General features: G+C 37.9%; 26 protein-coding genes and 2 tRNA genes. 8 read left to right on the plus strand and 20 right to left on the minus strand.

From position 1 onward, the window contains the following. Positions 1-140 precede the first annotated feature (140 nt). Positions 141-1,571: a helix-turn-helix domain-containing protein gene (locus IGK53_RS10515; protein ID WP_002328933.1), complete on the plus strand. Its 1,431-nt coding sequence runs from the start codon at positions 141-143 to the stop codon at positions 1,569-1,571. A 226-nt stretch (positions 1,572-1,797) separates the two neighbouring features. Here IGK53_RS10515 and IGK53_RS10520 read toward each other — a convergent pair whose 3' ends face one another. Beyond that, a complete protein-coding gene (locus IGK53_RS10520) occupies positions 1,798-2,154 on the minus strand; it encodes a DUF1827 family protein (RefSeq protein ID WP_002293629.1) in 357 nt (118 codons plus the stop codon). 222 nt (positions 2,155-2,376) lie between these two features. On the opposite strand from IGK53_RS10520, the gene IGK53_RS10525 reads away from it, so the two are divergent. After that, positions 2,377-3,129 (plus strand): MerR family transcriptional regulator, encoded by a 753-nt coding sequence (locus tag IGK53_RS10525; RefSeq protein WP_002293628.1) that lies wholly within the window; start codon positions 2,377-2,379, stop codon positions 3,127-3,129. Between the two features lie 115 nt (positions 3,130-3,244). On the opposite strand, the gene IGK53_RS10530 is transcribed toward IGK53_RS10525, so the two are convergent. The 5 genes from IGK53_RS10530 to groES all read right to left on the minus strand — a co-directional run bounded on the left by IGK53_RS10530 (position 3,245) and on the right by groES (position 8,237). Continuing rightward, positions 3,245-4,168 carry a LacI family DNA-binding transcriptional regulator gene (locus IGK53_RS10530; protein WP_002293627.1) on the minus strand — a complete coding sequence of 308 codons (924 nt, stop codon included), beginning with the start codon at positions 4,166-4,168 and terminating at the stop codon, positions 3,245-3,247. 14 nt (positions 4,169-4,182) lie between these two features. Then, on the minus strand, positions 4,183-4,455 hold the full coding sequence (locus tag IGK53_RS10535) for a hypothetical protein (RefSeq protein WP_002293626.1): 273 nt from the start codon (positions 4,453-4,455) through the stop codon (positions 4,183-4,185). 82 nt (positions 4,456-4,537) lie between these two features. Beyond that, positions 4,538-5,944: a PTS sugar transporter subunit IIC gene (locus tag IGK53_RS10540; protein ID WP_002328932.1), complete on the minus strand. Its 1,407-nt coding sequence runs from the start codon at positions 5,942-5,944 to the stop codon at positions 4,538-4,540. Positions 5,945-6,275: 331 nt separating this feature from the next. Then, on the minus strand, positions 6,276-7,901 hold the full coding sequence (gene groL / locus IGK53_RS10545; protein WP_002290607.1) for a chaperonin GroEL: 1,626 nt from the start codon (positions 7,899-7,901) through the stop codon (positions 6,276-6,278). Positions 7,902-7,952: 51 nt separating this feature from the next. Next, positions 7,953-8,237, minus strand: coding sequence for a co-chaperone GroES (groES, locus tag IGK53_RS10550; protein ID WP_002288862.1), 285 nt, complete (start codon positions 8,235-8,237; stop codon positions 7,953-7,955). Positions 8,238-8,461: 224 nt separating this feature from the next. Here groES and IGK53_RS10555 point away from each other — a divergent pair, with 224 nt between their 5' ends. Next, positions 8,462-9,124: a CPBP family intramembrane glutamic endopeptidase gene (locus IGK53_RS10555; RefSeq protein WP_002290604.1), complete on the plus strand. Its 663-nt coding sequence runs from the start codon at positions 8,462-8,464 to the stop codon at positions 9,122-9,124. Positions 9,125-9,200: 76 nt separating this feature from the next. Here IGK53_RS10555 and IGK53_RS10560 read toward each other — a convergent pair whose 3' ends face one another. Next, the gene (locus tag IGK53_RS10560; RefSeq protein ID WP_002328931.1) at positions 9,201-10,499 is read right to left on the minus strand and encodes a PTS sugar transporter subunit IIC; all 1,299 of its coding nucleotides are present in this window, start codon (positions 10,497-10,499) and stop codon (positions 9,201-9,203) included. A 168-nt stretch (positions 10,500-10,667) separates the two neighbouring features. On the opposite strand from IGK53_RS10560, the gene IGK53_RS10565 reads away from it, so the two are divergent. Further along, entirely contained in the window at positions 10,668-11,297 is a 630-nt protein-coding gene (locus IGK53_RS10565) for an NAD(P)-dependent oxidoreductase (RefSeq protein WP_002290597.1), read from the plus strand. Positions 11,298-11,397: 100 nt separating this feature from the next. Here IGK53_RS10565 and IGK53_RS10570 read toward each other — a convergent pair whose 3' ends face one another. From IGK53_RS10570 to IGK53_RS10600, 7 genes are all read right to left on the minus strand, one after another. Further along, positions 11,398-12,207, minus strand: coding sequence for an MBL fold metallo-hydrolase (locus IGK53_RS10570; RefSeq protein ID WP_002288854.1), 810 nt, complete (start codon positions 12,205-12,207; stop codon positions 11,398-11,400). 54 nt (positions 12,208-12,261) lie between these two features. Next, entirely contained in the window at positions 12,262-13,131 is an 870-nt protein-coding gene (locus IGK53_RS10575) for a two-component system regulatory protein YycI (protein WP_002290596.1), read from the minus strand. Then, complete coding sequence (locus tag IGK53_RS10580; RefSeq protein ID WP_430604737.1) at positions 13,132-14,448, minus strand: YycH family regulatory protein; 1,317 nt, start codon at positions 14,446-14,448, stop codon at positions 13,132-13,134. Next, positions 14,445-16,280: a cell wall metabolism sensor histidine kinase WalK gene (gene walK / locus IGK53_RS10585; RefSeq protein WP_002290593.1), complete on the minus strand. Its 1,836-nt coding sequence runs from the start codon at positions 16,278-16,280 to the stop codon at positions 14,445-14,447. Before walK ends, IGK53_RS10580 begins: the two co-directional genes overlap by 4 nt. Before the next feature lie 4 nt (positions 16,281-16,284). Further along, positions 16,285-16,989 (minus strand): response regulator YycF, encoded by a 705-nt coding sequence (gene yycF, locus IGK53_RS10590; RefSeq protein ID WP_002290592.1) that lies wholly within the window; start codon positions 16,987-16,989, stop codon positions 16,285-16,287. 189 nt (positions 16,990-17,178) lie between these two features. Then, on the minus strand, positions 17,179-18,039 hold the full coding sequence (locus IGK53_RS10595) for a DegV family protein (RefSeq protein WP_002290591.1): 861 nt from the start codon (positions 18,037-18,039) through the stop codon (positions 17,179-17,181). After that, the gene (locus IGK53_RS10600; RefSeq protein WP_002290590.1) at positions 18,029-18,595 is read right to left on the minus strand and encodes a DUF1836 domain-containing protein; all 567 of its coding nucleotides are present in this window, start codon (positions 18,593-18,595) and stop codon (positions 18,029-18,031) included. The genes IGK53_RS10595 and IGK53_RS10600 overlap by 11 nt, the downstream gene beginning before the upstream one ends. Positions 18,596-18,976: 381 nt before the next feature. Here IGK53_RS10600 and IGK53_RS10605 point away from each other — a divergent pair. After that, positions 18,977-19,049: transfer RNA gene (locus tag IGK53_RS10605), tRNA-Lys, on the plus strand. Between the two features lie 182 nt (positions 19,050-19,231). On the opposite strand, the gene IGK53_RS10610 is transcribed toward IGK53_RS10605, so the two are convergent. After that, positions 19,232-19,305 (minus strand) — tRNA-Ile (locus IGK53_RS10610). 251 nt (positions 19,306-19,556) lie between these two features. Between IGK53_RS10610 and IGK53_RS10615 the strand changes: the two genes are divergently transcribed. Genes IGK53_RS10615 through IGK53_RS10625 form a run of 3 tightly spaced genes read left to right on the plus strand, consistent with a single transcriptional unit; the run spans position 19,557 to position 20,305 of the window. Continuing rightward, positions 19,557-19,736 carry a hypothetical protein gene (locus tag IGK53_RS10615; RefSeq protein WP_002336352.1) on the plus strand — a complete coding sequence of 60 codons (180 nt, stop codon included), beginning with the start codon at positions 19,557-19,559 and terminating at the stop codon, positions 19,734-19,736. Between the two features lie 12 nt (positions 19,737-19,748). Beyond that, positions 19,749-19,964, plus strand: coding sequence for a hypothetical protein (locus IGK53_RS10620; RefSeq protein ID WP_430604739.1), 216 nt, complete (start codon positions 19,749-19,751; stop codon positions 19,962-19,964). A 14-nt stretch (positions 19,965-19,978) separates the two neighbouring features. Continuing rightward, positions 19,979-20,305: a GNAT family N-acetyltransferase gene (locus IGK53_RS10625; protein WP_430604740.1), complete on the plus strand. Its 327-nt coding sequence runs from the start codon at positions 19,979-19,981 to the stop codon at positions 20,303-20,305. 46 nt (positions 20,306-20,351) lie between these two features. Here IGK53_RS10625 and IGK53_RS10630 read toward each other — a convergent pair whose 3' ends face one another. From IGK53_RS10630 to IGK53_RS10650, 5 genes are read right to left on the minus strand one after another with little or no spacing between them, the layout of a single operon-like run. Further along, positions 20,352-21,371 (minus strand): peptidoglycan recognition protein family protein, encoded by a 1,020-nt coding sequence (locus IGK53_RS10630; RefSeq protein ID WP_430604741.1) that lies wholly within the window; start codon positions 21,369-21,371, stop codon positions 20,352-20,354. 10 nt (positions 21,372-21,381) lie between these two features. After that, complete coding sequence (locus IGK53_RS10635; protein WP_002302122.1) at positions 21,382-21,579, minus strand: phage holin; 198 nt, start codon at positions 21,577-21,579, stop codon at positions 21,382-21,384. A gap of 23 nt (positions 21,580-21,602) precedes the next feature. After that, entirely contained in the window at positions 21,603-21,896 is a 294-nt protein-coding gene (locus IGK53_RS10640; RefSeq protein WP_087663816.1) for a hypothetical protein, read from the minus strand. A 37-nt stretch (positions 21,897-21,933) separates the two neighbouring features. Next, positions 21,934-22,071 carry an XkdX family protein gene (locus IGK53_RS10645; protein WP_002290625.1) on the minus strand — a complete coding sequence of 46 codons (138 nt, stop codon included), beginning with the start codon at positions 22,069-22,071 and terminating at the stop codon, positions 21,934-21,936. A gap of 1 nt (position 22,072) precedes the next feature. Next, positions 22,073-22,519 carry a hypothetical protein gene (locus IGK53_RS10650; RefSeq protein ID WP_430604743.1) on the minus strand — a complete coding sequence of 149 codons (447 nt, stop codon included), beginning with the start codon at positions 22,517-22,519 and terminating at the stop codon, positions 22,073-22,075. Between the last annotated feature and the right edge of the window lie 10 nt (positions 22,520-22,529).

The raw sequence follows: 22,529 nt of genomic DNA on the forward strand, positions 1-22,529 counted from the left end.
AAAAATGAGAAAAATATAATTTAAGCGGATATAAAGAAAAATGAAGAGGTATCTAGAAATGATCTGGAGTTGAATAATAGTTTATAAAATATTTGTATTTTTAATTATTTAAAGAAATAAGCAATCAAAAAGGAGGTCCTATGTTTTTCAATATTGTGTTTACCCAGAAAGAACGCCGCAAGTTAGCAATTTTTCATCTATTGGAGGAGCAACATGAATTAACTATCAAAGAAATCAGTAAAAAACTTGATTTATCTTCTAGTGTCGTAAAAAATATATTGAATGAAATGGAGAATGAATTTGATGACTTTTGCTTTTCTGGATTCAAATTATTGTCAAAAAACAAGATCAATCAGAATCTGCCAATCGATTTAAACTATGATTATTATTATTCCTATCTTATCCAGCAGAGCCTCCCTTATCGCGCGATGAAATCTTCTCTTTTCTATCCAGAGAAAAATCTGATGGAATTCTGCCAAGAAAATTTCATTAGTCGTGCTTCTGCTATGCGGCATCTGCAGTCATTAGCCGATTATGTACAGGAATTCGATGTCATTTCAAAATCTGAGTTATTAAAAAAATTGGCTGAACTTACTAAGCATACATCTTTAAATTGGAGTTTCGTAGGAAAAAAAGAAGTTTGTCTTTTTGCTGGGATTACCACTCAGCGGATTGCACAAGGTCACTATGTAGAGGATGACCCTCGCTATAGCGAAGCAGTTTTTAGTAATGATCATCGAATAAAATGCCTTTTTGGTGAACATTTTTCTATTCCCGCCTCTCATCAAGATAGTGAATTTCGTTTTGCACAATTTATGGTGTTTTATGCACCGACCTTTCAATATGAGAATCCTACTCTTAATGAAGCTTTAGACATATTCGACAAAAAAGGACAGCTGCTTTCTTCCTTATTGAAAGAACTTGACAATTATTGGCAAACTGAGATTTTTCCTGATGACCGTGTTTTTCAACACAATCAAATTGTTCACCTCCATTTATTTAATATTCTTTTTTGTTATTATCTTTTTCCAAAGCGTGTACCGACACTCTTCTTTCTAATGAATTACTTTCATAAAAAGAAGTCTTCAAGTTATTACTATTTAAAAGAGCATTTTACCTTTTTCTTGAATAAGTTGGGGCGTCGACATAATTATCAATGGCTTTCTATTTGCTGTAACGATTTAGCTGAAATATTTGCATGGCTGACTTTGCAATGTTGCGAGGACAATGAAAATTCAACTAAGTTACAAGTTTCTTTAGTGATGGAAACAAATTATTTTTTTACCCAAGATATCAAGAATTTTTTAAAAGACTTGTCCTTTATCGAACTGAAGGAATTATCCTATGAAGAAATACAACCCATTGATTTTCTAATCGTCTCTTCTGTACATCTTATGCCCAAAGAAACGGATACAAGTTATTATGTAGTGAATTTTTTGGAAGGAAAGACAGATTATGTCAAGTTATACCTTGAATTGAAAAAAGCTCATGAAAATAAGAAATTTCACTTGCTTTTAAAAAGACCTGAAAGAAAAAAGCTGCCGTCAATTAAACCACAACTGTTCGTATAATTGGACACCAAAAAAAGGGCTGCGACAAAAGTCTGTCACATTCCCTTTTTTCCGAATAAACGGTGTTCTCCTGCCAACTCCTCGGTCACAAGTCACAATATCCATAAAACATAAGAAACTGTTTTTTGAAATTGTTTCTTGTGACTCGGAGCTGAACGGCAGGCTTACGACCTCTTTTTTACTGTATACATCATAAGTATGGAGCGGTTTAGCATAAATTAGGACATCAATCCATCGGATTCTTTTGCTCAACAACTACAATATCTTTATTTGGACGTTTGAATTGTATTCCGGCACGTTCCAGCTCCTGTTTCACTCCTATATGGACTTTGACATCTTCCCGTGTCATTTTTAAAACGTGATGAATCGCATAGTCGATTTCTTGCCTTGTGATTTTTTTCTTCGTATTGATCATCACAACTTGCTTTTTGTCATATGTGTCCACTAGCAGCAACTGTGTCCGATCTAACGAAAATAATTTGTAATAATTAATGGCCGTATTCCCAAAAAAAAATTCTACTACTTTAGGATAAAATGTCTTAATATTTAAATTACTATTCACAGGTGTTTCGATTAGCTTCATCTCATTCCTCTTTTCTATATAGTCGATTTAGATTCAATCCCATATATATTCCCCGTCGTCCCCAACATGAAGGAATCGGTTACAATTGAACCTTAAAAAACAAAAGGATTTACCTTTTATCACTTAATAGTATAACATAATTTTATGAGAAAAAAATACACTTTTTTCTTGACCTTCTCGTTACGTAAAGGATTATGCTTACATTTGTCAGGAGGAAAAATAATGGAATACACAATAAAGAAAATGTCAGAGATATCGGGAGTCAGTCCGAGAACCTTGCGCTTTTATGATGAGATTGGACTGCTAAAGCCAGCTAGGATCAATTCCTCAGGCTATCGGATTTATGGCAAAAAAGAAGTCGATCGTCTGCAACATATCTTATTTTATCGAACGTTGGCATTCAAGTTGGAGGATATTCAAGAAATCTTAGATAATCCGCATTTTGACCACCAGAAAGCTTTAATCGAACATCAGCAGATGCTTCTAGAAAAACGGGCACAAATCGACATCCTCTTGGCAACTGTCCAACAAACACTTGATAGGTACGAAGGAGGAAGAAAAATGAGTGATAAAGAAAAATTTGAAGGGTTCAAACAACAAAAATTGAAAGAAAATGAAGAAACTTATGGACAAGAGATTCGACAAAAATACGGGGAAGAAAAGGTTACAGCATCCAACGAAAAATGGATGAATATGGATAAAGAAACGTATGAAGAAATGCAAACTGTTGAAAAGCATATGTTAGCTGATCTCACTCTTTATTTACAAGCCTCTGCAGATGAAAACTTAGCAGATCGCATCTTTCAAGCTCATAAGAAGTGGTTATCTTACAGCTGGTCTGAATATCAGCCAGAAGCGCATAAAGGATTAGGGATGATGTACGAAGCCGATGAACGATTCACTGCATATTATGACGAACGAAGTGGTCAAGGTGCAGCGAAAGCATTAAATGAAATCATCCAAAAAAAGGCATAATAGTTTACATGATCCGACAAAAACGACCGAACAACAAAACATCAGACACCAAAGTTAGATTTTTTATACTAACATTTGGTGTCTGATTCATTTTTTACAAGTGTTTTGCCAAAATTCAGCGTTGAATAAACGTATAAGGTATTTTCACTTTATCCTTTTTTTCTGTAAGAAACAATTGAAAAGCCATTTCTCCGCAAGCTTCCAGATGGTGATCGATCGTTGGAAAGCCAAGAAGCTCGCTGATCAGCAAATTATCGCGTCCAATCACCACTGGTGTCTTATCTTGCAGATAGCTTTGCAAGATGCCTGCTGCGACCATATCCGAATTTGTAAAGACCCCATCAACTCTATGATCTTTAAAAAAGATACCTGCTTGTTTTCCTTTCTCTGCATCTATGCAATCCCAAAAAACAAGTGACTCATCAAAAAATGGAAAAAGTCGACGACATAGTTGCAAAGTGATCTTTGAATTATAACTCAGCCTGCCACTTCGCCCCAATGTGATGCCCAATCGTTTTACCCCTTGCTGCTTCAAATAAGAAAGACCTTCTGTAATCGATTGTTCTCGATCAATAAAGACGCAACTTGCCTGTTTTTCCTTGATTTCTTCACAAAAAACTAGAGGACCATATTTTTGATAATCCAGCAAATCTTCTAGTGTATTGGCACGAGATGTGATGATCAAACCATCGAACGCTTTAGCTGCAAATTCTTCAAGATAGCTTCGCTCTTTTTCTTTCTGATAACCCGTCGGTAAAAGCGTCACTTTGTAATCATAGTCAAACGCCTCTTCAATGATCCCACTGATCAGCTGATCAAAGTACGGATGGTTGGTATAAGGCAAGATTACTCCGATACTTTTCGTTTTTCCATAACTCAACTGTCTGGCTTTTGCATTAGGGATATAATCGACTTCTTTCATGACCGCAAGTATTTCTTTCCTTTTTTCCTCATCTACATATGGATGTCCATTGATCACACGTGAAATAGTAGAAACTGAATAACCTGTGAGCTTTGCGATATCTCGAATATTTGCCACTGCTGCTTCGCCACCTATACAAAAAGATTTTCTTGTAAATAGTCTACCACAGCTGGACCGCATTCAAAAAACTGATACATTTTTCCATCATGAGAAAAACTGATCCGCTGGCCACCCCAATATATATCTTTTGTCAACGTTTCGATTTCATTCATCGGTATTTCTTTTACTATATTCTTATTCAGCCCTTGAAAACTGTACAACGTTAATATGGAACCCTTAAACTCGACAAACGCATAAAAATAATTGTTCGTTGTGCCATCTGTTATCTCTACATAGGTATTCATTGCAAGCCCTCCTTTTGATACTTTGAGTATAGTGTATGAAACGCGTCTCATATCAAGGAGTTTGTTTTGCAATAGAAAAGTTCTATTCCTCTGGTTCACCTAAATTTGGATCTAAGCGGTTTGCTGCTAAAATAAATGGCGCCCAGATCAAAGCAGCTACTATTAAATTAATGGTTGTTAAAACGATGGCTCGCCAATCTCCCGCAGTAGCTAAAAATCCACTGATGATCGTTGGCATGACCCAGATCACATTTACTACAACCGGACGAACAAGCCCAGCCATCGTGGCAAAATAGGCGATCGTTGCAGTCGCAAGAGGTGCCAAGATGAACGGAATCATCAACAGCGGATTCAACACAACAGGAAGACCAAACATCACTGGTTCATTGATATTGAAGATTCCTGGTGCAAGCCCCAACTTTCCTACCGTTTTATAATCTGCCCGTTTAGATAAAAATAAAATCATAACGATCAACACCAGCGTGACTCCAGCTCCCCCCGGCCAGACAAAAGCTTCAAAAGAACCTGCCACCCATTTGAAAGGAATGGGTTCATTATTTTGAAAGGCATTCGTGTTTTCGACCATCGCGGTACCATATAAGGTCTGCAAAACAGGTGACATGATATTTGTGCCGTGAAGACCAAAAAACCAAAGAACATGCACAAGAAGAACAATGATAAAGACCGCTCCGTAACCTTGTGACAAGTTCATCAAAGGAGATTGGATGGCTTCAGAAATCCAGTCAATCAGCGGCTCACCAGCTGTTTGTCTAAAGATATAATTAATCACTCCAACGACGTATAAAGAAACTAATGCAGGAATAATTGCCGCAAAAGCTCTTGCTACAGCAGGTGGCACAGAATCCGGCATCCGTATGATGATCTTTTTCTTGATCAGAATCGCAAAAATAATGACAGAAATAAATCCAAAGATCATAGCAGTGAACAAACCAGACCCACCCATATATTTACCAAAATTAAAATAGCCCCATGCGCCTACTGATAACGTTTGTCCTCCGTCTGGCGTTCCAGCAATCACACCACCTGCAGAAGTAATCAAATCTGCTGCGTCTTGCGAAAGCTTCTCGGGCAATGTCAACACCGCTGTTGCTGCATCGGGTAAGCCGATAATAAAAGCAACCAGAGAAACAATACTTCCTGAGACAGGATCGACCTCATAGGCTTTCGCTAGATTCGCTCCTAGTGATAAGACAAAGACCACTGCCATAATAGCTAAAGTACCATTCCAGATCAATCCATTTACGCCAATGACTGGGGTAAAAAATGTCGTGATTGCATTCCCTTCACCTAGATACGTATTCGGAAAATCCCGCATAAATGCGTTCAGTAAAACAGCAATTGCTCCTGCCATCGTAGCTGGCATCGTACCAATAAAAGCATCTCTCAATGCAACCAAGTGTTTCTCCGACCCGATTTTCGTTGCAACTGGCAAAATATACTTCTCCATCCAACTCATTAATCCATTCATTTTTTCTCCTCCTGTTTTTATTGTTACCAAAGCTCCTTTTTTGAATACGCATACATTATAATGATATTATAAATATAGCATAGTTATTCCTATCTGGCTATCTGTTTTTATCAGATAAAATAAATAACTATGCGAATGCAAAAAATATGCATAATCCTTTATAAATAGTATAGTTTCCAACTACTCGCAAAAGCAAATGATACCATTTAAATAATACTTATTATGAATAAGTATACAAAAAAAGTAGAAAAGGAAGTATTTCGCTTCCTTTTCTACTTTTTATCTATCTTTCTCAAATAATGGGCTACGCTAGATAAGCAAGGTGCTTTTCTTACATCATACCGCCCATCATTGATGGATCCATTGCAGGAGCTGCTGGTGCTGCTGGTTCTGGTTTATCTGCAACGACTGCTTCTGTTGTTAATAACAAGGCAGAAACGGAAGCGGCATTTTGCAAGGCAGAACGTGTTACTTTAGTTGGGTCTACGATACCTGCTTCAACCATGTTTACCCATTCTCCAGTAGCAGCGTTGAAACCAGTACCTAGTTCTACGTTCTTCAATTTATCAACAATCACTGATCCTTCATAACCAGCGTTTTCAGCGATTTGACGAATTGGTTCTTCTAAAGCACGAACAACAATCTTGATACCTGTTGCCACGTCTCCTTCTGCTTCTACAGCAGAAACTTTGCTGATAACGTTCACTAGAGCTGTACCACCACCTGAGACCATTCCTTCTTCTACTGCGGCACGTGTAGCATTCAATGCATCTTCAATGCGTAATTTCAATTCTTTCAATTCTGTTTCAGTAGCTGCACCGACTTTAACAACAGCTACACCGCCTGCTAATTTAGCTAAGCGTTCTTGTAATTTTTCGCGGTCAAAATCAGAAGTTGTTTCAGCAATTTGGTTTTTGATTAATTGCACACGCGCTTCGATGGCTTCTTTTTCTCCTGAACCTTCTACGATCGTTGTATTGTCTTTATCTACAACGACTTTAGACGCATTTCCTAAGTTTTCGATTGTTGCATCTTTTAATTCTAGACCTAGATCGTCAGTAATTACTGTACCACCTGTCAAAATAGCGATATCTTCAAGCATTGCTTTACGACGATCACCGAAGCCAGGAGCTTTTACAGCTACTACATTGAATGTTCCGCGGATTTTGTTCAAAACAAGCGTTGGTAATGCTTCGCCATCTACATCGTCAGCAATGATCAATAATGGACGTGATTGTTGCAAGATTTGTTCTAACAATGGCAGAATGTCTTGGATGTTAGAGATTTTTTTGTCTGTAATCAAGATATATGGGTTTTCTAGAACAGCTTCCATTTTGTCGTTATCTGTTACCATATATTGTGATAAGTAACCACGATCAAATTGCATACCTTCTACAACATCTAGTTCTGTTTCGATTCCTTTTGATTCTTCAATTGTGATGACACCGTCGTTTCCAACTTTTTCCATTGCATCAGCAATCAAATGTCCAACTTTATCAGAACCTGAAGAAACAGCTGCTACTTGTGCAATGGCTTCTTTTGAATCAACAACAGTTGAGATATTATGCAACTCTTCCACTGCGGCTTTTGTTGCCAATTCGATCCCGCGGCGAATGCCTAGAGGATTAGCACCTGCAGTTACGTTTTTTAAACCTTCGCGAACGATTGCTTGTGTCAAAACAGTTGCTGTCGTTGTTCCGTCACCGGCAATATCATTTGTTTTTGATGCTACTTCTGATACAAGTTTTGCACCCATGTTTTCAAAATGATCTTCTAACTCGATTTCTTTTGCGATCGTCACACCATCATTTGTGATCAATGGAGAGCCGTAAGATTTTTCTAGTACGACATTTCGGCCTTTAGGTCCTAATGTTACTTTCACTGTATCTGCTAATTTATCTACCCCGCGTAACATAGCTGCGCGTGCGTCTTCTGCAAATTTCAATTCTTTTGCCATGATTGATTCACCTCATCGATTATTTTTGATTATTTTTTCTATCTTCAAAATTTACTCAACAATCGCCATGATATCTTTTCCTGCGACGATCAGATATTCTTTTCCTTCGTATTTTACTTCTGTACCGGCGTATTTTTCGAACATAACTTGGTCGCCTGCTTTCACAGCGGCAGGAACTTTTTCACCGTTTTCCAACAAACGGCCCTCACCGACTGCAACAACTGTCCCAGTTTGGGGTTTCTCTTTAGCTGCAGAAGCTAAAACGATTCCTCCGACAGTTTTTTCTTCTTCTTTTGCGACTTCGATAATGACGCGATCACCTAATGGTTTTAACACGATAAATCCCTCCGATAACTCTTTTTTTAATTCGTTAGCACTCTTAACCTTCGAGTGCTAACCTACATTTTTAATAATACTCATTCTCCCTCTTTTTTGCAAGCTTTTAAATCAAAGAAAAGAAATTTTATTCTGACAGTTGCTTATTGAAATTATGATATAATTGAAATCAATCGATAAAAGCTTGCCTTGCATGCTTGTTATCCCTTAAAAGGAGGAATTACATGTCTTTAAAAAAATATAGTTTCCTCAGCATTTTTTGCTATGGTTTAATTTTTATCTCACCCTTGATCCTCGCTTCGATAGGACTTGTAAAATCTACGTCTGAATTGATCACAGCAACTGCAGTCATGTATATATTGGGCGCGGTTGTCCTAGCTATTTTTTATTTTAAGCAACGTGAGCCTTTAGCGATCGAATCAGCAGTAAAAAAAGCTTCTGTTCCAAAGATCGTTATTTATGGATTAGTTGGGATCTTTGTCGCATTGCTTCTGCAAAGCATCGCTGTCATGCTGGAATCTGTATTGTTTGGCGAAGCAACCCCTTCTGAGAATACACAAAATATCATCCAGATGATCATGGAAGCACCTGCTTTTATTTTGGCGACAACTATTGCAGGCCCCATCATGGAAGAGTTCGTATTCCGCCGCAGCATACTGGGGATCATCAGCCGGTATTCAAATTTTTGGGTCGGGGCAGTGATCAGCTCTTTGCTGTTTGCGTTTGCTCATAATGATGGTCATTTGCTGATTTACTTTTTCTTAGGTTTCTTCTTCAGCCTAGAGTACAAAGCTACTGGTCGGATCTGGACATCAATGATCACACACGTAGGAATGAACACATTAGTTGTTCTTGTTCAATTAGCTGTCCAAAAAGGACTGGTATAAACATGATTAGAAATACTCCTGTCATCCTAGATTGGTGATTTTTCCAATCTAAAGCGACAGGAGTATTTTTGTTTTTTTAGTCGATGATCTTTTCTGCTGTTCCAGCATTTTTTGTCTGTCTTTCCTTTTTGAAGTTTGCAGAATCTATTTTTTTCAAAAATGGGAAATAAATAAAAAAACTAATTGCCAGCACGATACCTTGTAAAATCGCTGCAGGCACTCCGCCTACTAAAAAACCCGAGAGGATCGGCGGTGTTGTCCAAGGAACTTGGACCGCTGTAAATAAAGGAACAAATCCAAAATATAAAGCGGAATAGGTAATCAATCCTGAGAGGATCGGCGCGAAAATAAAAGGAACAGCCATCATCGGGTTCATCACAATCGGTGTGGAAAAAATAATCGATTCATTGATATTGAAAAAGGCTGGTAAAAGAGAAAGTTTTCCTAATTCTCGGTATTTCCTCGATTTCGCAAAAAACATCATAAAAAATACAGCCCCTAACGTCAAACCTGCTCCGGTAACAGTCATGAATTGATCAAGAAATTGCTGAGTAACGATATGCCCGCCATTTGCCACAGTCAATTCTTTTCCAGAGGCTAAGATTTCTGCATTTGCTAATGAGTTTGCTTGTAAGATCGGACTAACCAACCCATTGACCATCGCAGATCCATGAAGACCAAATAGCCATAAAAACGGGACAAAAAAACCTAATAAAAGCACACCGAATAACGTGTCTATCAACGATTGGATCGGAAGCTGGACGTACGTCCATATTCCTTGAATAACAGTCATCCCGAACAACTGTTGAAAAACAGCTGAACCTATAAGCGTAAAAATGACTATAGCAAGTATTGGAATCAATGAAGTAAAAGACTGCCAAACATTTTCAGGAATCTTCCCTCTTTGCCTCCACCCTTTCGCAAATCTTGCTAAACGTGCATAGCCCCATCCGATGAGGAGCCCGGTTGCAACTGCTCCTAGTATCCCTTCACCGCCTGTCCAGATATTATCTATCTCTCCCTGAACATTAAGTGGCTGAATAAGTAGTAGGTAAGCAGACAAGGCTGTCATGCCGACTGGCAAGCGATCGATGTTTTCTTCTTTTGCATAAGCATACGCAATAGCAAAAACGATCCAAAAGGCTATCACGTCAAACGTAGCCTGGTATACTTGTGTAAAATACATAGAAAATCCTGTTTTGTCTATCCACTGAGCGATGTAATCTACAGGAAAATGAGCAAATAAGAAAAACAGCGAGCCAGCTATAATTATCGGGATCGTATAAGTCATTCCATTACGCAAAGCAGTTAAGGGTCTAAGATTCACAACAGATGTTATCATTGGTAAAAAGGCACGATCTAACCACTCTTTCATTTCTTATCTCCTTCATCTTCTATTTGATTAACTAGTTTTCTTAATTTAACTATACCTAATGAACACGAACCATGAAAGGAATGCGCACTAAGCTTTTCAAAAAACGGATTCTTTGACGAATATCCAGTAACTGCTTACAATGGACAGGAATAAAAAAGGAGGTTTTTTATGAAAATCGCAATCATTGGCGCTACTGGTCATGCAGGTTCATTTATTTTAGACGAAGCATTGTCCAGAGAGTTAGATGTGACGGCAATCGTGCGTCATCCAGAAAAATTACCATCAGATGTTCCGTTTATACAAAAGGATTTATTTGAGTTGACAGCTACTGACCTTGTATCTTTTGATGTTGTCGTTGATGCTTTCAACGCTCCTAAAGGAAAAGAAGAAATGCATCAAACTTCTTTGTCCCATTTGATTGAGATACTTGAAGGAACCGATACACGCTTAATCGTCGTTGGGGGTGCCTCTTCGTTATTCTTGGATACAGAAAAGACGACTCGTATGATTGACCAAGTACCTAAAAATGCACCCTTCTATCCAACAGCTTTCAATATGTACGAAGGATTGCTAAAATTGAAACAATCTAAAAATCTACAGTGGACTTATATCAGTCCAGCTTCTTTATTTGATCCACACGGCAAGCGTACAGGCACTTATTTATTAAGTGATGATTATCTACAAAGAAACGCTGCTGGCGACAGTACGATCAGCATGGCAGATTACGCGATTGCATTAGTAGATGAGATACTGGATAAACAACATGAAAAACAGCATATCAGTGTAGTCAGCCGATAACACGGTTGTTTTGTCAATGTTCTGAAAAATAAAAACAGAAGATAAAACCAACACTAATTGATTTTATCTTCTGTTTTTATTTTTTTATTGACTGAACTATTTAAATTGAAAATAGCTCAGTTGCTTCATCTGGATCTGTGTCATAGATTTCAAAATCATGTCCAACGCCAAAATCTTTTTCTTTCAAAACATTTTCCATCGTTAAATGAGCAAGTTCTTTCATATTGTTTTCCTTGCTAAGATGACCAAGATAGATCCGTTTGGTCCGATTACCGATCACATCAGTCATGACAAGTGCACCATCTTCGTTGGAAAGATGCCCTCTATCTCCTAAAATACGCTGTTTTAGATTCCACGGATAGGGTCCCATGCGTAACATCTCAAGATCATGGTTACTTTCCATCAAATAACCATCGGCATTTTCAATGACACCTCGCATGTAATCACTGCAGTATCCGGTATCCGTCAACATGACGAATGAACGGTTTTCTTTATGGAAACGATAAAATTGCGGAGCTGCTGCGTCATGGGAGACGCCGAAACTCTCAATATCGATATCGCCGAATGTTCTTACTTTTCCCATCTCAAATAGATGTTTTTGTTCCACTGGTACATTCCCAATCAGCGGCTCCATCGCTTCCCAAGTCTGCTGATTGGCAAAAACATCCAAATGATACTTACGAGCCAAGACACCCACACCATGTATATGGTCTCGATGTTCATGCGTCACAAGTATTCCATCTAATTGGTCCGGTGTCCGATCAATTTGAGCCATCAAGGAAGTGATTTTTTTACCGCTAAGTCCTGCATCGACCAAAAGCCGTTTTTTTTCACTTTCGATATAAAGTGAATTACCCGAACTTCCACTTGCTAGGATACTGATTTTAAAAGCTGGTTTTTCTTCAGCCATTTGACTCCTACTTCCCTTCTTACTTTGTAAACTTTTTTCATTATACTCGCTTTTTTATTGATCTTCCACTTTTGGTACAGTGTTGTTTGTCACGATCGTATTGCTGAAAGCGTTGACACTCTCGATTTGAACCACTTTATCACTTGTTTCGATCGCTACATGCCAAACAGGAACATACACATTTTTTTCCCGGACTTTCAGAATACAGGAATAAGCTAGTTGACGCCATAAGATTTTTGATCCTCTTGGTATTTTGTTATTGATGTACAATGTATTGATTGCTTCCTCTTCTGTATACAGTTCCGTCTTTTCACGCAGCTGCTCGATATCAGATAAATGCGTCTGCATGTATTTCGTGATACTATAATCGTTATCGTTTTTTTCTAAAGAAAGAACGATTTTTGCTGTATCATCATTGAACGGAATACCTTCATACTCTTGGCTTGCTTGGATTTCTAGTGGTTCTTCTTCTAAATGAGAAAAGTTTTTCGTATACACATACTCATTACCGAACAAAATATTGTCTTTGTTAGCTAAAAAATCTTCCAAAGAACTGCTGATCTTATCTGGATCAATCACGTTCTTTTCAGATTCTGAGCTGGATAAGGATTTTGTCAAAACATCGCCGTCTAAAAACACGCCACTTTCCAACAATCCGCTTTTACCAGCCTTGCGATAATTTGCTAATGAAGTGCTAAGATTGGTCTGTTCCGCGCTAAGATAATAGCCTTGCTTGCTCTCAGAAGAAATCTTCCCCGTATAAGTGATATCGTCACTAGCCAGACGTTGTTGGATGGATTCAGTCTGATCAGAACGAATAACATTGTTTTCTTGGTATACCGCATCATGATAACTGCTGAATAAAAACACATTCAACCCTAAAAAAGCGACGAAAAATATCCATTCGATTTTTTTAAAATCCAATTAATTCGCCTCCAATCCAGGTAATTTTTCCAGAAGGTCGTTAGCTGAATACCAGTTATCTTCATATTTCACATACCATTCAGGTAAGAGATCAACGACGCGATTCGTTTCTTTAACATTTTGCCATGTATAGCCAACGATTACTGAACCAATCTTGTTGCTATCTGCTCCCTTAGCTTCCAGCTGCTGGATGATTTCATTCGTACTTGCAAGTTCTACTTCTTCATCTGAAGGTATCGGTACTTGAATCGTATTAAAACTGGTTTGAATATTCACTTGCACCGAACCGTTCGTTTCACCGCCAACTTCCACACCGATCTGTCCTCTGCTGTCCGTCCCAAAAACCGGGAAGCCTTCCACGAAGATCCGGTAATCGATGGTATTGTCACTGCGGTCAAAATATCTAAGATTCCCTAAAGAACTGCCTAATTTGCTAATATAGGGAAAACTTTCAGAAAATACACTAGCATTTTCTTTTTTCTCTGGCAGCTCTCCTCGAAAATCAACTACTTGCGTTTCCGAATGGATAGACATCGTTTCATTCCCACCGTAAAAAATCAATTCATTGCTTTCATCATTATTCTTCACGCTATCTGGTTTCTGGAAAAAAGCATTTCTAAAAAGTGTATAGGGTTGCTGCGAAAGGATATAGCTGTACTTTTTCAACTTGATTGAATGTTTCGTAGCATATTGGGTGTCGATCGTCGACGGTTCTGTTGACATTTCTGTCCATTTCGTGTCGTTTGCTGTTAATTCTTTGTTGATATCCTCCCAATTCAACGAAATATTCGCTTCATATACAAGGTGGTTCGAATAATTCAAAAATCGGATTTTTTTGTTTTCTTGATCGAATTGTATTCTAGTAAAATACATATTTTCGCTTTCTTTTGCCAAATTCGAGACGTCTACATCTAAATCAAATGCTTCCTTATATTCTCTTAGCAAAAAAGGCGCATTATAGGCCAACTCGAAACCAGATGTCAGGTTTTTCACTTGTTCGAATTGTGATTCATCTCCCGAAACGACTTCAGAAAGTTTCCCGAATCTTGCTTTATCGATGATCAATTGCAATCGGTACACGAGATTTTCACTGTTGGTTTCTTGGATCGTTCCCGAATGGTGCCACGTGACATGAAGCGGAAGAAAAACTTCAGAAGTTTTCCGATTGCTTTGAGACTCGATCATTTGAGTGTTTGTCTCATCGACGCTGATCGAACTTTTCCCTGCTGGACTCAGCCAGATGGCATAAGAGAAATATAAACTTAATGCAACCATCAAAATAAGTCCTACGCGAACGACTTTTTCAGAAATTCTCATTCCCACCATTCCTCCTCATAAGGTTCGTATGGCAGCGAGATATAAAAAGTCGATCCTTTTCCTTCCTTGCTCTCTGCCCAAATCGCGCCTCGGTGCGCCTTGATTACTTCTCTAGAAATAGCTAATCCAAGTCCTGTCCCACCTTGTGCTCTAGCACGTGCTTTATCTACTCGATAAAATCGTTCGAACACTCGGTTCAGATCTTTTTTAGGAATCCCCAATCCTTGGTCGGTAATACTTAAAATCACGTTATTATGCGTTTCTAATAAGCGACAGGTGATCGTTCCCCCATCTGGTGAATACTTGATCGCGTTATTCATGATATTATCGACTACTTGGATGATTTTATCTGTATCTACTTCGACCCAAAGATCTCTTTGTGTGAATTCGCGACGGATCTTATAATTTTTTTCTTGGTTTCCCACCATCATATCAAAACGGTCAAGAACAAAATTCACTAACTCGTTAAAATTGACATACTCTAATTGAAGCTGGGTATTTCCTGTATCCATGCGAGATAGATTCAGGAGATCATTGATCATTCGAATCATCCGATCTGTTTCATCCAATGTTACTTTCAAAAAATTTGGTGCTACTTCTTCGTCTTTCCATGCACCTTCGCTCAATGCTTCGATATAACTGCGCATGCTTGTCAGTGGTGTACGAAGCTCATGGGAAACATTAGAAACGAATTCACGGCGTTCCCGTTCTGTTTTTTCTTGTTCTGTCACATCATGCAAGACAGCTACTAATCCGCTGATAAAACCTGATTCGCGACGGATCATGGAAAAGTCTACTCGTAAGATCATCTGATCGCTCTCCAATGTACTGGTTGAACGGTCAAGTACCATTTCGTTTGGATCTTCTAATAATTTCCGCAAGGTATATTCTTCTTCGATATCCAAAAGTGTCAAAATCGATTGTCCAATTGCTTCCTCATTCTTGACATCTAGCAAGGAAACAGCCATATCATTGATCGTAATGACTTTCCCCCTGCGGTCTGTCGCGATGACGCCGTCTGTCATATGAGACAGCACGCTATCCAACCGATTGCGTTCAGCTTCCATTGTATCTTGAGCTTCTTCGATACGTTCAGCTAACTGATTGAAGGTATCAGCCAACTGCCCTAGTTCATCTTGTCCATGCACTTTGACTTTCCGGCTGTAGTCTCCTCTGGCGATTCGAATGGCTTGTTCTCTCATTTCACCGATTGGCTGAGTAATCGAACGAGCAACTAAAACGGAGACGATCATTGAGATAAACGCAGCAATCAGTGAGGCAGTAAAGAAAATGACTGCTGTATTATTGATCTCCGAATATTTTTGTTCGATATTACTTTTGACGTAAAGAGCCCCGATAACGGCATCGCCGGTCGGGGACAGGATCGGTTGAACATTGATATTCACCCGTTTATCGTCGTTATCTAAAGCAACATACCGTTTAGTTGTGAAATCATTGATATCGACATAATCATTTTTCTTTCCCACAGCGCTTTGTTCATTGACATCAGTTGTTCCTCGGATGATCCCTTTTTCGTCAACGACCCGTATTTCGATGATATCACTAGTCGCACTGTTTTCAATGAATCTCTTGATATTCGCATTTACCTCTTCGTCATCTACGTTATCTTTGCGATTTAATTCCGGACTGATTGTCGTCGCTAATGATTCCACCGTTTGATTCATATCTTTAATAAATGTATTGATCGTGGAACGTTCCAATCCACGTATAAAATAGGCGCCAATAATTTCGATTGAGATCAATAAAATCAAAATAAAAGTAATAGCGATCTTAAAATTGACTGATCGAAAAAAGCGGACTTTTCTTTTCATCCAATTACTCCTGTTCTGGGTTACGCAAATAGTAACCGACACCACGACGTGTCACTAAATAATTTGGATGGCTTGGATTATCTTCGATCTTCTCGCGCAACCGACGTACAGTTACATCCACTGTTCGTACATCTCCAAAATAATCATAGCCCCAAACCGTTTGTAATAAATGTTCTCTTGTCATCACTTGCCCAAGGTGCTTCGCCAAGTAAAAGAGTAGTTCGAATTCACGATGTGTCAACTCGATTGTTTCTCCTCGTTTCGTCACCATGTAAGCTTCTGGATGGATGGTCAAATCACCAATCGTCAATTCCGCAGGAGCTGCATCTTCTGGTTCCCTCGTAGCCGTGGCACCACGACGAAGATTCGCTTTGACCCTTGCCACTAATTCTCGATTGGAAAATGGCTTAGTCACGTAGTCATCCGCGCCTAATTCTAAGCCTAGGACTTTATCAATTTCAGAATCTTTGGCTGTTACCATAATGATTGGCATGTCATACGTTTTGCGTACCTCACGAGCCACTTCTAAGCCGTCCATTTTAGGTAGCATCAAATCAAGTAAAATCAAATCAGGTTCTACCTCAGCAACTTTTTCCAAGGCTTCTTCCCCATCATATGCAGTATAAACATCATAGCCTTCTTTGGCTAAATTGAATTTGACGATATCCGAAATCGGCTTCTCATCATCGACAACTAAAACTTTTTTCATAAAGAGCCACCTCTTATATATTATTGTCACACCTTTTCATTATACCGTATTTCTGGTTTTGTTTCATCTTTGCCTATAAAACAAAAGAGAAAATTAACATGGGAGTGCAAAATACTTTCTTTTTTTGTTCTAACTTCAATAAAAAAAGGAAAACACTGATTTTCACCTCATTGTCTTCCTTTTTTTGATTTATCCTTCTAAAGCTTGGACGCCGACACCTAATAATCCCGGACCAGTATGGACTACTAATGCCGGAGAAATTTGACCAAAGTAGATTTGGTTTGCTTGCGGGAACTCTCTTTTGAGCCTCGCTTCCATTTCAATCGCTTCTTCTTTCGCATCACCGTGGGCAACGGCTAAGTTAAAAACCTTAGCATTGCCGATTTTTTCTTTGACATAAGCAACCGTCTTATCCAAACTTTTTTTACGCCCTCTAGCTTTTCCTACTGTGTAATAGATTCCTTCATCATTACAGGAGATGATTGGGTTAAGCTTTAAAGCGGTTCCTAAAATAGAAGCAACCAAACCAATCCGTCCACCTTTTTGGAGATATTCCAATGTCGCAACATTAAAGAAAACTTTTGTTCTTTCGACTAATTCATTCAAATTACTGATCAGCTGATTCCACTCGACACCGTCTTCTAGCCATTTCGCTGCTTGTATTGCAGAAAAACCCGCACCAATACCGATATTTTTCGTATCTAGTACATACGCTTCTAGTTCTTCTTGCTGTTCTGCAATCAAACGAACCACGTTATACGTCCCGCTCAATCCGCTGGAAATCGTTACCGCAAGTACTTTTTCATAACCATCTTTTTTGATTTGCTCAAAGATTTCTGTGATCGACTCACCATCAGGCAAAGATGTACCTGGAATTTCCTCTGGCAAACGTTGATAGATTTCTTCAGGTGTAATATCTATTTTATCTGTATATACCTGATCTTTATAAATAATTTTCAAAGGAATCATGTACATCTCATATTTTTTTATCAATTCTTCTGGCACGTCCGTACCAGAATCTACTAAAATCGCGATTTTATCATTTTTCATTTGTTTTCTCCTCTTTTAAGTATTCGGTTTCTAGAACAATCGTTTTTTCCGCAAGAAGTTTCATTGCAAACGATAAAGTTGCTGCTCTTACAGCAATATATTCTACAGGGGTCGCCTGATCGAATTTTTGGGGATGGGATTTGCCTTGTGCTAATTGGCTGACCATCCATACAGCTGCTTCTTGTTCATCACAGAATAGATTATAAGCTTCACGAATCCCCACTGTTTTTCCTTGGAACAATATTCCTTCTTTGATTTCAGGAATAGTCAATACTTGTTTCAATGTAGTGATTGCAAGTAAAAATGCTACATGTTCTTTGTTGTATCTTTTTTTAACTGGTGCTGGTATCAAACCCAGTTTAACGTAGTTGTTTACCATAGAGGAGGTTAGCAATGGATGCTTTTCTCCTTGTATCACAGGTGAAAGATAACGATCAACTAACGTTCTGACTTGATCCATATAAAGTTCTAGGTCGGGGAGCTCTTCCCAGTGAGGCAGACGGAATGTTTCCAGTTCTTTTCCCCACTCCATTAATTGCTGACGCATTTTTTCCATCGTAATCGCTCCTTTTTTCATTTCATTAACATGATACCAAAGTTACCATAAACATTCAATCTAGTTATTTGAACTAGATGATTTAATTAATGGAATTTTATAAAAGCAAAAAAACAAGAAGGCCAAGCCTTCTTGTCTTTTATCGTTAAGAACAGGAGACCCGCCGGGGAGACGGCGGGAAAGGAGTAAAAAATGAAAAAAGTGTTAGGGTTTGTTCTCTTGCAAGAACTTTGTTTGTTGGTATGCTTATATAATAACGAGCAAATGTGAATAATCTATGAATGATTTCCTATAAGGAAGTAAAGATTTTTCTGATTTTCTTTAAATGTAGTCTTGCATTTTAAAATTCTTAGTGCTACTATTATTAAGTACTTTTTGTATGGGCCGTTAGCTCAGTTGGTAGAGCAGCTGACTCTTAATCAGCGGGTCGCGGGTTCGAGCCCCTCACGGCCCATTGGGTGCCAAACCCACGTCATCAGTACATTCTTGGCTACTTCGGTAGTTTCGAAAAGAGTGTACGTGATGACATTTTTTGTTTTTCGGGTATGAAATTCGGGTATGTATCTTAATATTTTATTTTTTAATAACAACAAAAAAAGCATTCAACCATTTAACAAGTTGAATGCTTTTACTATATATACCCTGTAGGACTCGAACCTACGACCGGACGGTTATGAGCCGTCTGCTCTAACCAACTAAGCTAAGAGTACGGAAAGCCATCACAACTACTGCAAACAAAAAGAATGGACATAGACTAGATAATAATGGGTTTCATTCTTTGTTGTGATGGCATATTTATTATTACACAGTTTCAAATTAAAAACTAGAATATTCAACATGTTAGAAGTCTAAATATGCTAATAAACATATTTAAAATTGTCAAGTGATTTATGTTTACTCTGAGATTCTAAGTTGGTATACTATATGTACATAAAAAATCAATATAGTGAGGAGTGATTTTATGGCTACCACTATTAAAAACACTGAATTAGTTTTCAATTCAGAAAAAGAGTGTAGCAAATTTCTAGACGATATATATAAAAACAAAAAAGTTCCTTCAAACTCAAAAATCGCTAATACATTAGCTGGCATGAAGAAAATAAAAACAATAAATGTTGATGGTGTAAAATACGAGGTATAGAACGAGGCAGATATGTTACTTGATGATAAAGTTGAATTTAAAAAAATATCAAATATCGATGACAAAGAAAGAGCCTTAGTAGAGGCTTTTTCTTCTGGAAAAGCTCATATTGATTCTTACTTAAAAAACGAAGCACTAGAAGATTTACAATATGGAATTACAAAGACTTATTTAATGTTTGTAACCCCAAAAGGTAAAGAAACCTACTTACTAGGTTTTTCTCTTTAACTACTGATCGTGTATTGATTACAAAAAAATCCAAATTACAAGATGTATTAACTAATTGGAAAAACCCAGTTTACCGTAAATCAATTCCTGGTATACAAATACACCACTTTGCCGTTAACGGACCTTATCAAGCGCAACATTTAGGTCAAGAGATGATGTATTATGTCTTTTTATTTATAAAAACTGCGCTACTAAGTAATATAGGAGCTTGTTTGATCACAGTTCAAAGCGAACCTGATGTCCGTGGTTTTTATGAATCTCTTGGTTTCTGCCATACAGGCCAAGTAAGAGATTCAAATGTTAGTATGGCTATACCCACTAATGAATTTTTTATTGATTAGGAAAAGTTACATAATATGTACTGCCCCTCATCGAGGGGCTATTTTTTTATCGTTGCGGAATATTTAAATACCAACGCTTGTCATGAAAATCTTGCGCTCCACCTTTAGTGTTTCCTTCTGGATCATTCGTTGCCCGCATCATTACATAGACTTTCTTATTAGGGAAATCACGCATATTGAAAGATACATGATAACCAACATTTCCAGAAGTATTATAAGCTTGATTTACATCCGGTCTATAAATTCCATCAGCTCTTACTCGAGCTAATTCTTTCCCAGTATTGTAGTCCATAATGAAAATATACTCGTATTTATAATTAGCAATGTGCCATCCAGCTACATGCAAGTTTGCGTTTTCGATTTCTCCGAACTGATCAATGTGGGCGTAATTTGTTCCATCTGTCAGTGTAGGATTTGCAGCACCTGCTCTAGTTGGATCAATGACTGGTTTATCATCTGAAGTTGTCGGATTTTCATCGGTAAATCCATGAGCTAAATCATATGCTAATTTTTCTTTACTTACGCCCATTTCAGAAAGATAACCGTAAGGATCTGTATGATCACCCCAAATATTTTGCGTTACCCATAAATGCGATTTGATTCCTGGTTGGTTATAAGGAGTGTCTAATGTTAATGGAATACCATATTTTATTGCTGAATCTCTAGCCAATTCAACGTATACTTTATAGTTCTTTTCAAAAGTTGCTTTGTCGTGCGTGTGTTGTAACTCAATCTGCACAGGACTGTTAGCATTAGCATACGAACCAGCACCGTACTGTACATAACCAGGTTGACCGACTTGATAAACAATTCCACCGTCTCCCACAATGTAAGCAGTGTAAGCACTAGTCCATGAACGTTGCATATACTGCGCTTCATTTCGTCCTGTCGCAGTTTCGTTTGCTGTTTCATGCAATAGAATATATTGGTTATTTGCTACTTGTGAGCTACCTTCATTTACACCTAAATTAAATTCATTGTTAATCGTATAGGCAAACCCATTAATCGGCAATAAAAAAAGAGCCGTTAATAGGCTCATCGCAGTAATAGTAATTTTCTTTTTCATTTGTTTCCTCCTATTTTTTCAAATTATAAGCCGACACACCAGTGATAACGCCTAAAAACGTCGCTACTGCATTGATAGTGAGTACTGTCATATCTGTTCCATTCCATCCATACGCTTTTCCTAACGTGGCTACTAAAACAGATGCAGCTGGCAATACTGTTAAAACTGTCCATTTAATAACTTGATAATACTTATCAGGTAAGATCATCTTTATTCATCTTCTTTCTATTTTTATCGAGATGTTTCCCTAAATAAAGTTTTAATTTGTTGTGTGTGTTCTACCAATTTTTCTGCATGTGAATCTAATCTTTCATCGTGTTTCTTTAGTTCTTCATGAATCATCAATCGATCTGATTTGCTCGATTCTAAATCTTTTGTTAATAGTTCCAAGTTGTAACTCACTTGTGATAGTGTTTTCGTAATTTTTGTAAACGATGCAACAATCGGTCTAATTACTAATAAAATCAAAGAAACGATAGCGGTTATTGATCCTGCTATCGCTCCCCATTCCCCTAAATTAATCATGTGACAACTCCTTGAATCAAAATAAAAAGCACATCAATTAAGATGCGCTCTCTTCTTTGCTAATAATTTTATCTGCTTCTTCGTCTGTAATGCATAGTGGAACGAATAGTCGAACTTGATCGTCAGTAAAACAGCCCCAATCATACATCATTTTCACATCGCTAAAACTAAACATACTACTCACCTCCCTTTGAAGCTGGATTTAGTTGCTCTTTAATTTCTGAAATGTCTTTGCTATTTTGTAACGAAGCAAGCATCATTTTTGAATTGATTTGTGCTAAACTATCCGCTTTTTCTTTCAATGCAGTATTTTCCTGTTTAATTGCTACATCATTTAGCATGAGTTTGGCATTGAACTGTTTTAGATTGCCGTTTTCATGTTCCAGAGCCTCGTACATCGCTTTGAGATTGTTTAAATCGTTGTGATCCAGTGTGTTCGCTAAAACAATCCATTGGTTCAATTTAGGATCAAACATCTGATCAGCGATCGTTAGCGGTTCGCCATCAACACGAATCCCTTCAAGCGGCGGCTGATCTGTGTAAGGAACGGATACAAGCATGTCGTCCAATACTTTTCCTGCATATTCTCCGCCAGTACGTCCATATTTCCAAATGTTTTTCATTTATTTCACT

Source organism: Enterococcus sp. DIV1224 (genome assembly GCF_050555455.1).
GTDB classification, from domain to species: domain Bacteria; phylum Bacillota; class Bacilli; order Lactobacillales; family Enterococcaceae; genus Enterococcus_B; species Enterococcus_B lactis.

What these genes read in the sequence shown, in the direction of transcription:
- IGK53_RS10515 (WP_002328933.1), top strand. Translation starts at nt 141, where the DNA reads ATGTTTTTCAATATTGTGTTTACCCAGAAAGAACGCCGCAAGTTAGCA.
- IGK53_RS10520 (WP_002293629.1), bottom strand. Translation starts at nt 2,154, where the DNA reads ATGAAGCTAATCGAAACACCTGTGAATAGTAATTTAAATATTAAGACA.
- IGK53_RS10525 (WP_002293628.1), top strand. Translation starts at nt 2,377, where the DNA reads ATGGAATACACAATAAAGAAAATGTCAGAGATATCGGGAGTCAGTCCG.
- IGK53_RS10535 (WP_002293626.1), bottom strand. Translation starts at nt 4,455, where the DNA reads ATGAATACCTATGTAGAGATAACAGATGGCACAACGAACAATTATTTT.
- IGK53_RS10540 (WP_002328932.1), bottom strand. Translation starts at nt 5,944, where the DNA reads ATGAATGGATTAATGAGTTGGATGGAGAAGTATATTTTGCCAGTTGCA.
- groL (WP_002290607.1), bottom strand. Translation starts at nt 7,901, where the DNA reads ATGGCAAAAGAATTGAAATTTGCAGAAGACGCACGCGCAGCTATGTTA.
- IGK53_RS10555 (WP_002290604.1), top strand. Translation starts at nt 8,462, where the DNA reads ATGTCTTTAAAAAAATATAGTTTCCTCAGCATTTTTTGCTATGGTTTA.
- IGK53_RS10560 (WP_002328931.1), bottom strand. Translation starts at nt 10,499, where the DNA reads ATGAAAGAGTGGTTAGATCGTGCCTTTTTACCAATGATAACATCTGTT.
- IGK53_RS10565 (WP_002290597.1), top strand. Translation starts at nt 10,668, where the DNA reads ATGAAAATCGCAATCATTGGCGCTACTGGTCATGCAGGTTCATTTATT.
- IGK53_RS10570 (WP_002288854.1), bottom strand. Translation starts at nt 12,207, where the DNA reads ATGGCTGAAGAAAAACCAGCTTTTAAAATCAGTATCCTAGCAAGTGGA.
- IGK53_RS10580 (WP_430604737.1), bottom strand. Translation starts at nt 14,448, where the DNA reads ATGAGAATTTCTGAAAAAGTCGTTCGCGTAGGACTTATTTTGATGGTT.
- walK (WP_002290593.1), bottom strand. Translation starts at nt 16,280, where the DNA reads ATGAAAAGAAAAGTCCGCTTTTTTCGATCAGTCAATTTTAAGATCGCT.
- yycF (WP_002290592.1), bottom strand. Translation starts at nt 16,989, where the DNA reads ATGAAAAAAGTTTTAGTTGTCGATGATGAGAAGCCGATTTCGGATATC.
- IGK53_RS10595 (WP_002290591.1), bottom strand. Translation starts at nt 18,039, where the DNA reads ATGAAAAATGATAAAATCGCGATTTTAGTAGATTCTGGTACGGACGTG.
- IGK53_RS10600 (WP_002290590.1), bottom strand. Translation starts at nt 18,595, where the DNA reads ATGGAAAAAATGCGTCAGCAATTAATGGAGTGGGGAAAAGAACTGGAA.
- IGK53_RS10615 (WP_002336352.1), top strand. Translation starts at nt 19,557, where the DNA reads ATGGCTACCACTATTAAAAACACTGAATTAGTTTTCAATTCAGAAAAA.
- IGK53_RS10620 (WP_430604739.1), top strand. Translation starts at nt 19,749, where the DNA reads ATGTTACTTGATGATAAAGTTGAATTTAAAAAAATATCAAATATCGAT.
- IGK53_RS10630 (WP_430604741.1), bottom strand. Translation starts at nt 21,371, where the DNA reads ATGAAAAAGAAAATTACTATTACTGCGATGAGCCTATTAACGGCTCTT.
- IGK53_RS10635 (WP_002302122.1), bottom strand. Translation starts at nt 21,579, where the DNA reads ATGATCTTACCTGATAAGTATTATCAAGTTATTAAATGGACAGTTTTA.
- IGK53_RS10640 (WP_087663816.1), bottom strand. Translation starts at nt 21,896, where the DNA reads ATGATTAATTTAGGGGAATGGGGAGCGATAGCAGGATCAATAACCGCT.
- IGK53_RS10645 (WP_002290625.1), bottom strand. Translation starts at nt 22,071, where the DNA reads ATGTTTAGTTTTAGCGATGTGAAAATGATGTATGATTGGGGCTGTTTT.
- IGK53_RS10650 (WP_430604743.1), bottom strand. Translation starts at nt 22,519, where the DNA reads ATGAAAAACATTTGGAAATATGGACGTACTGGCGGAGAATATGCAGGA.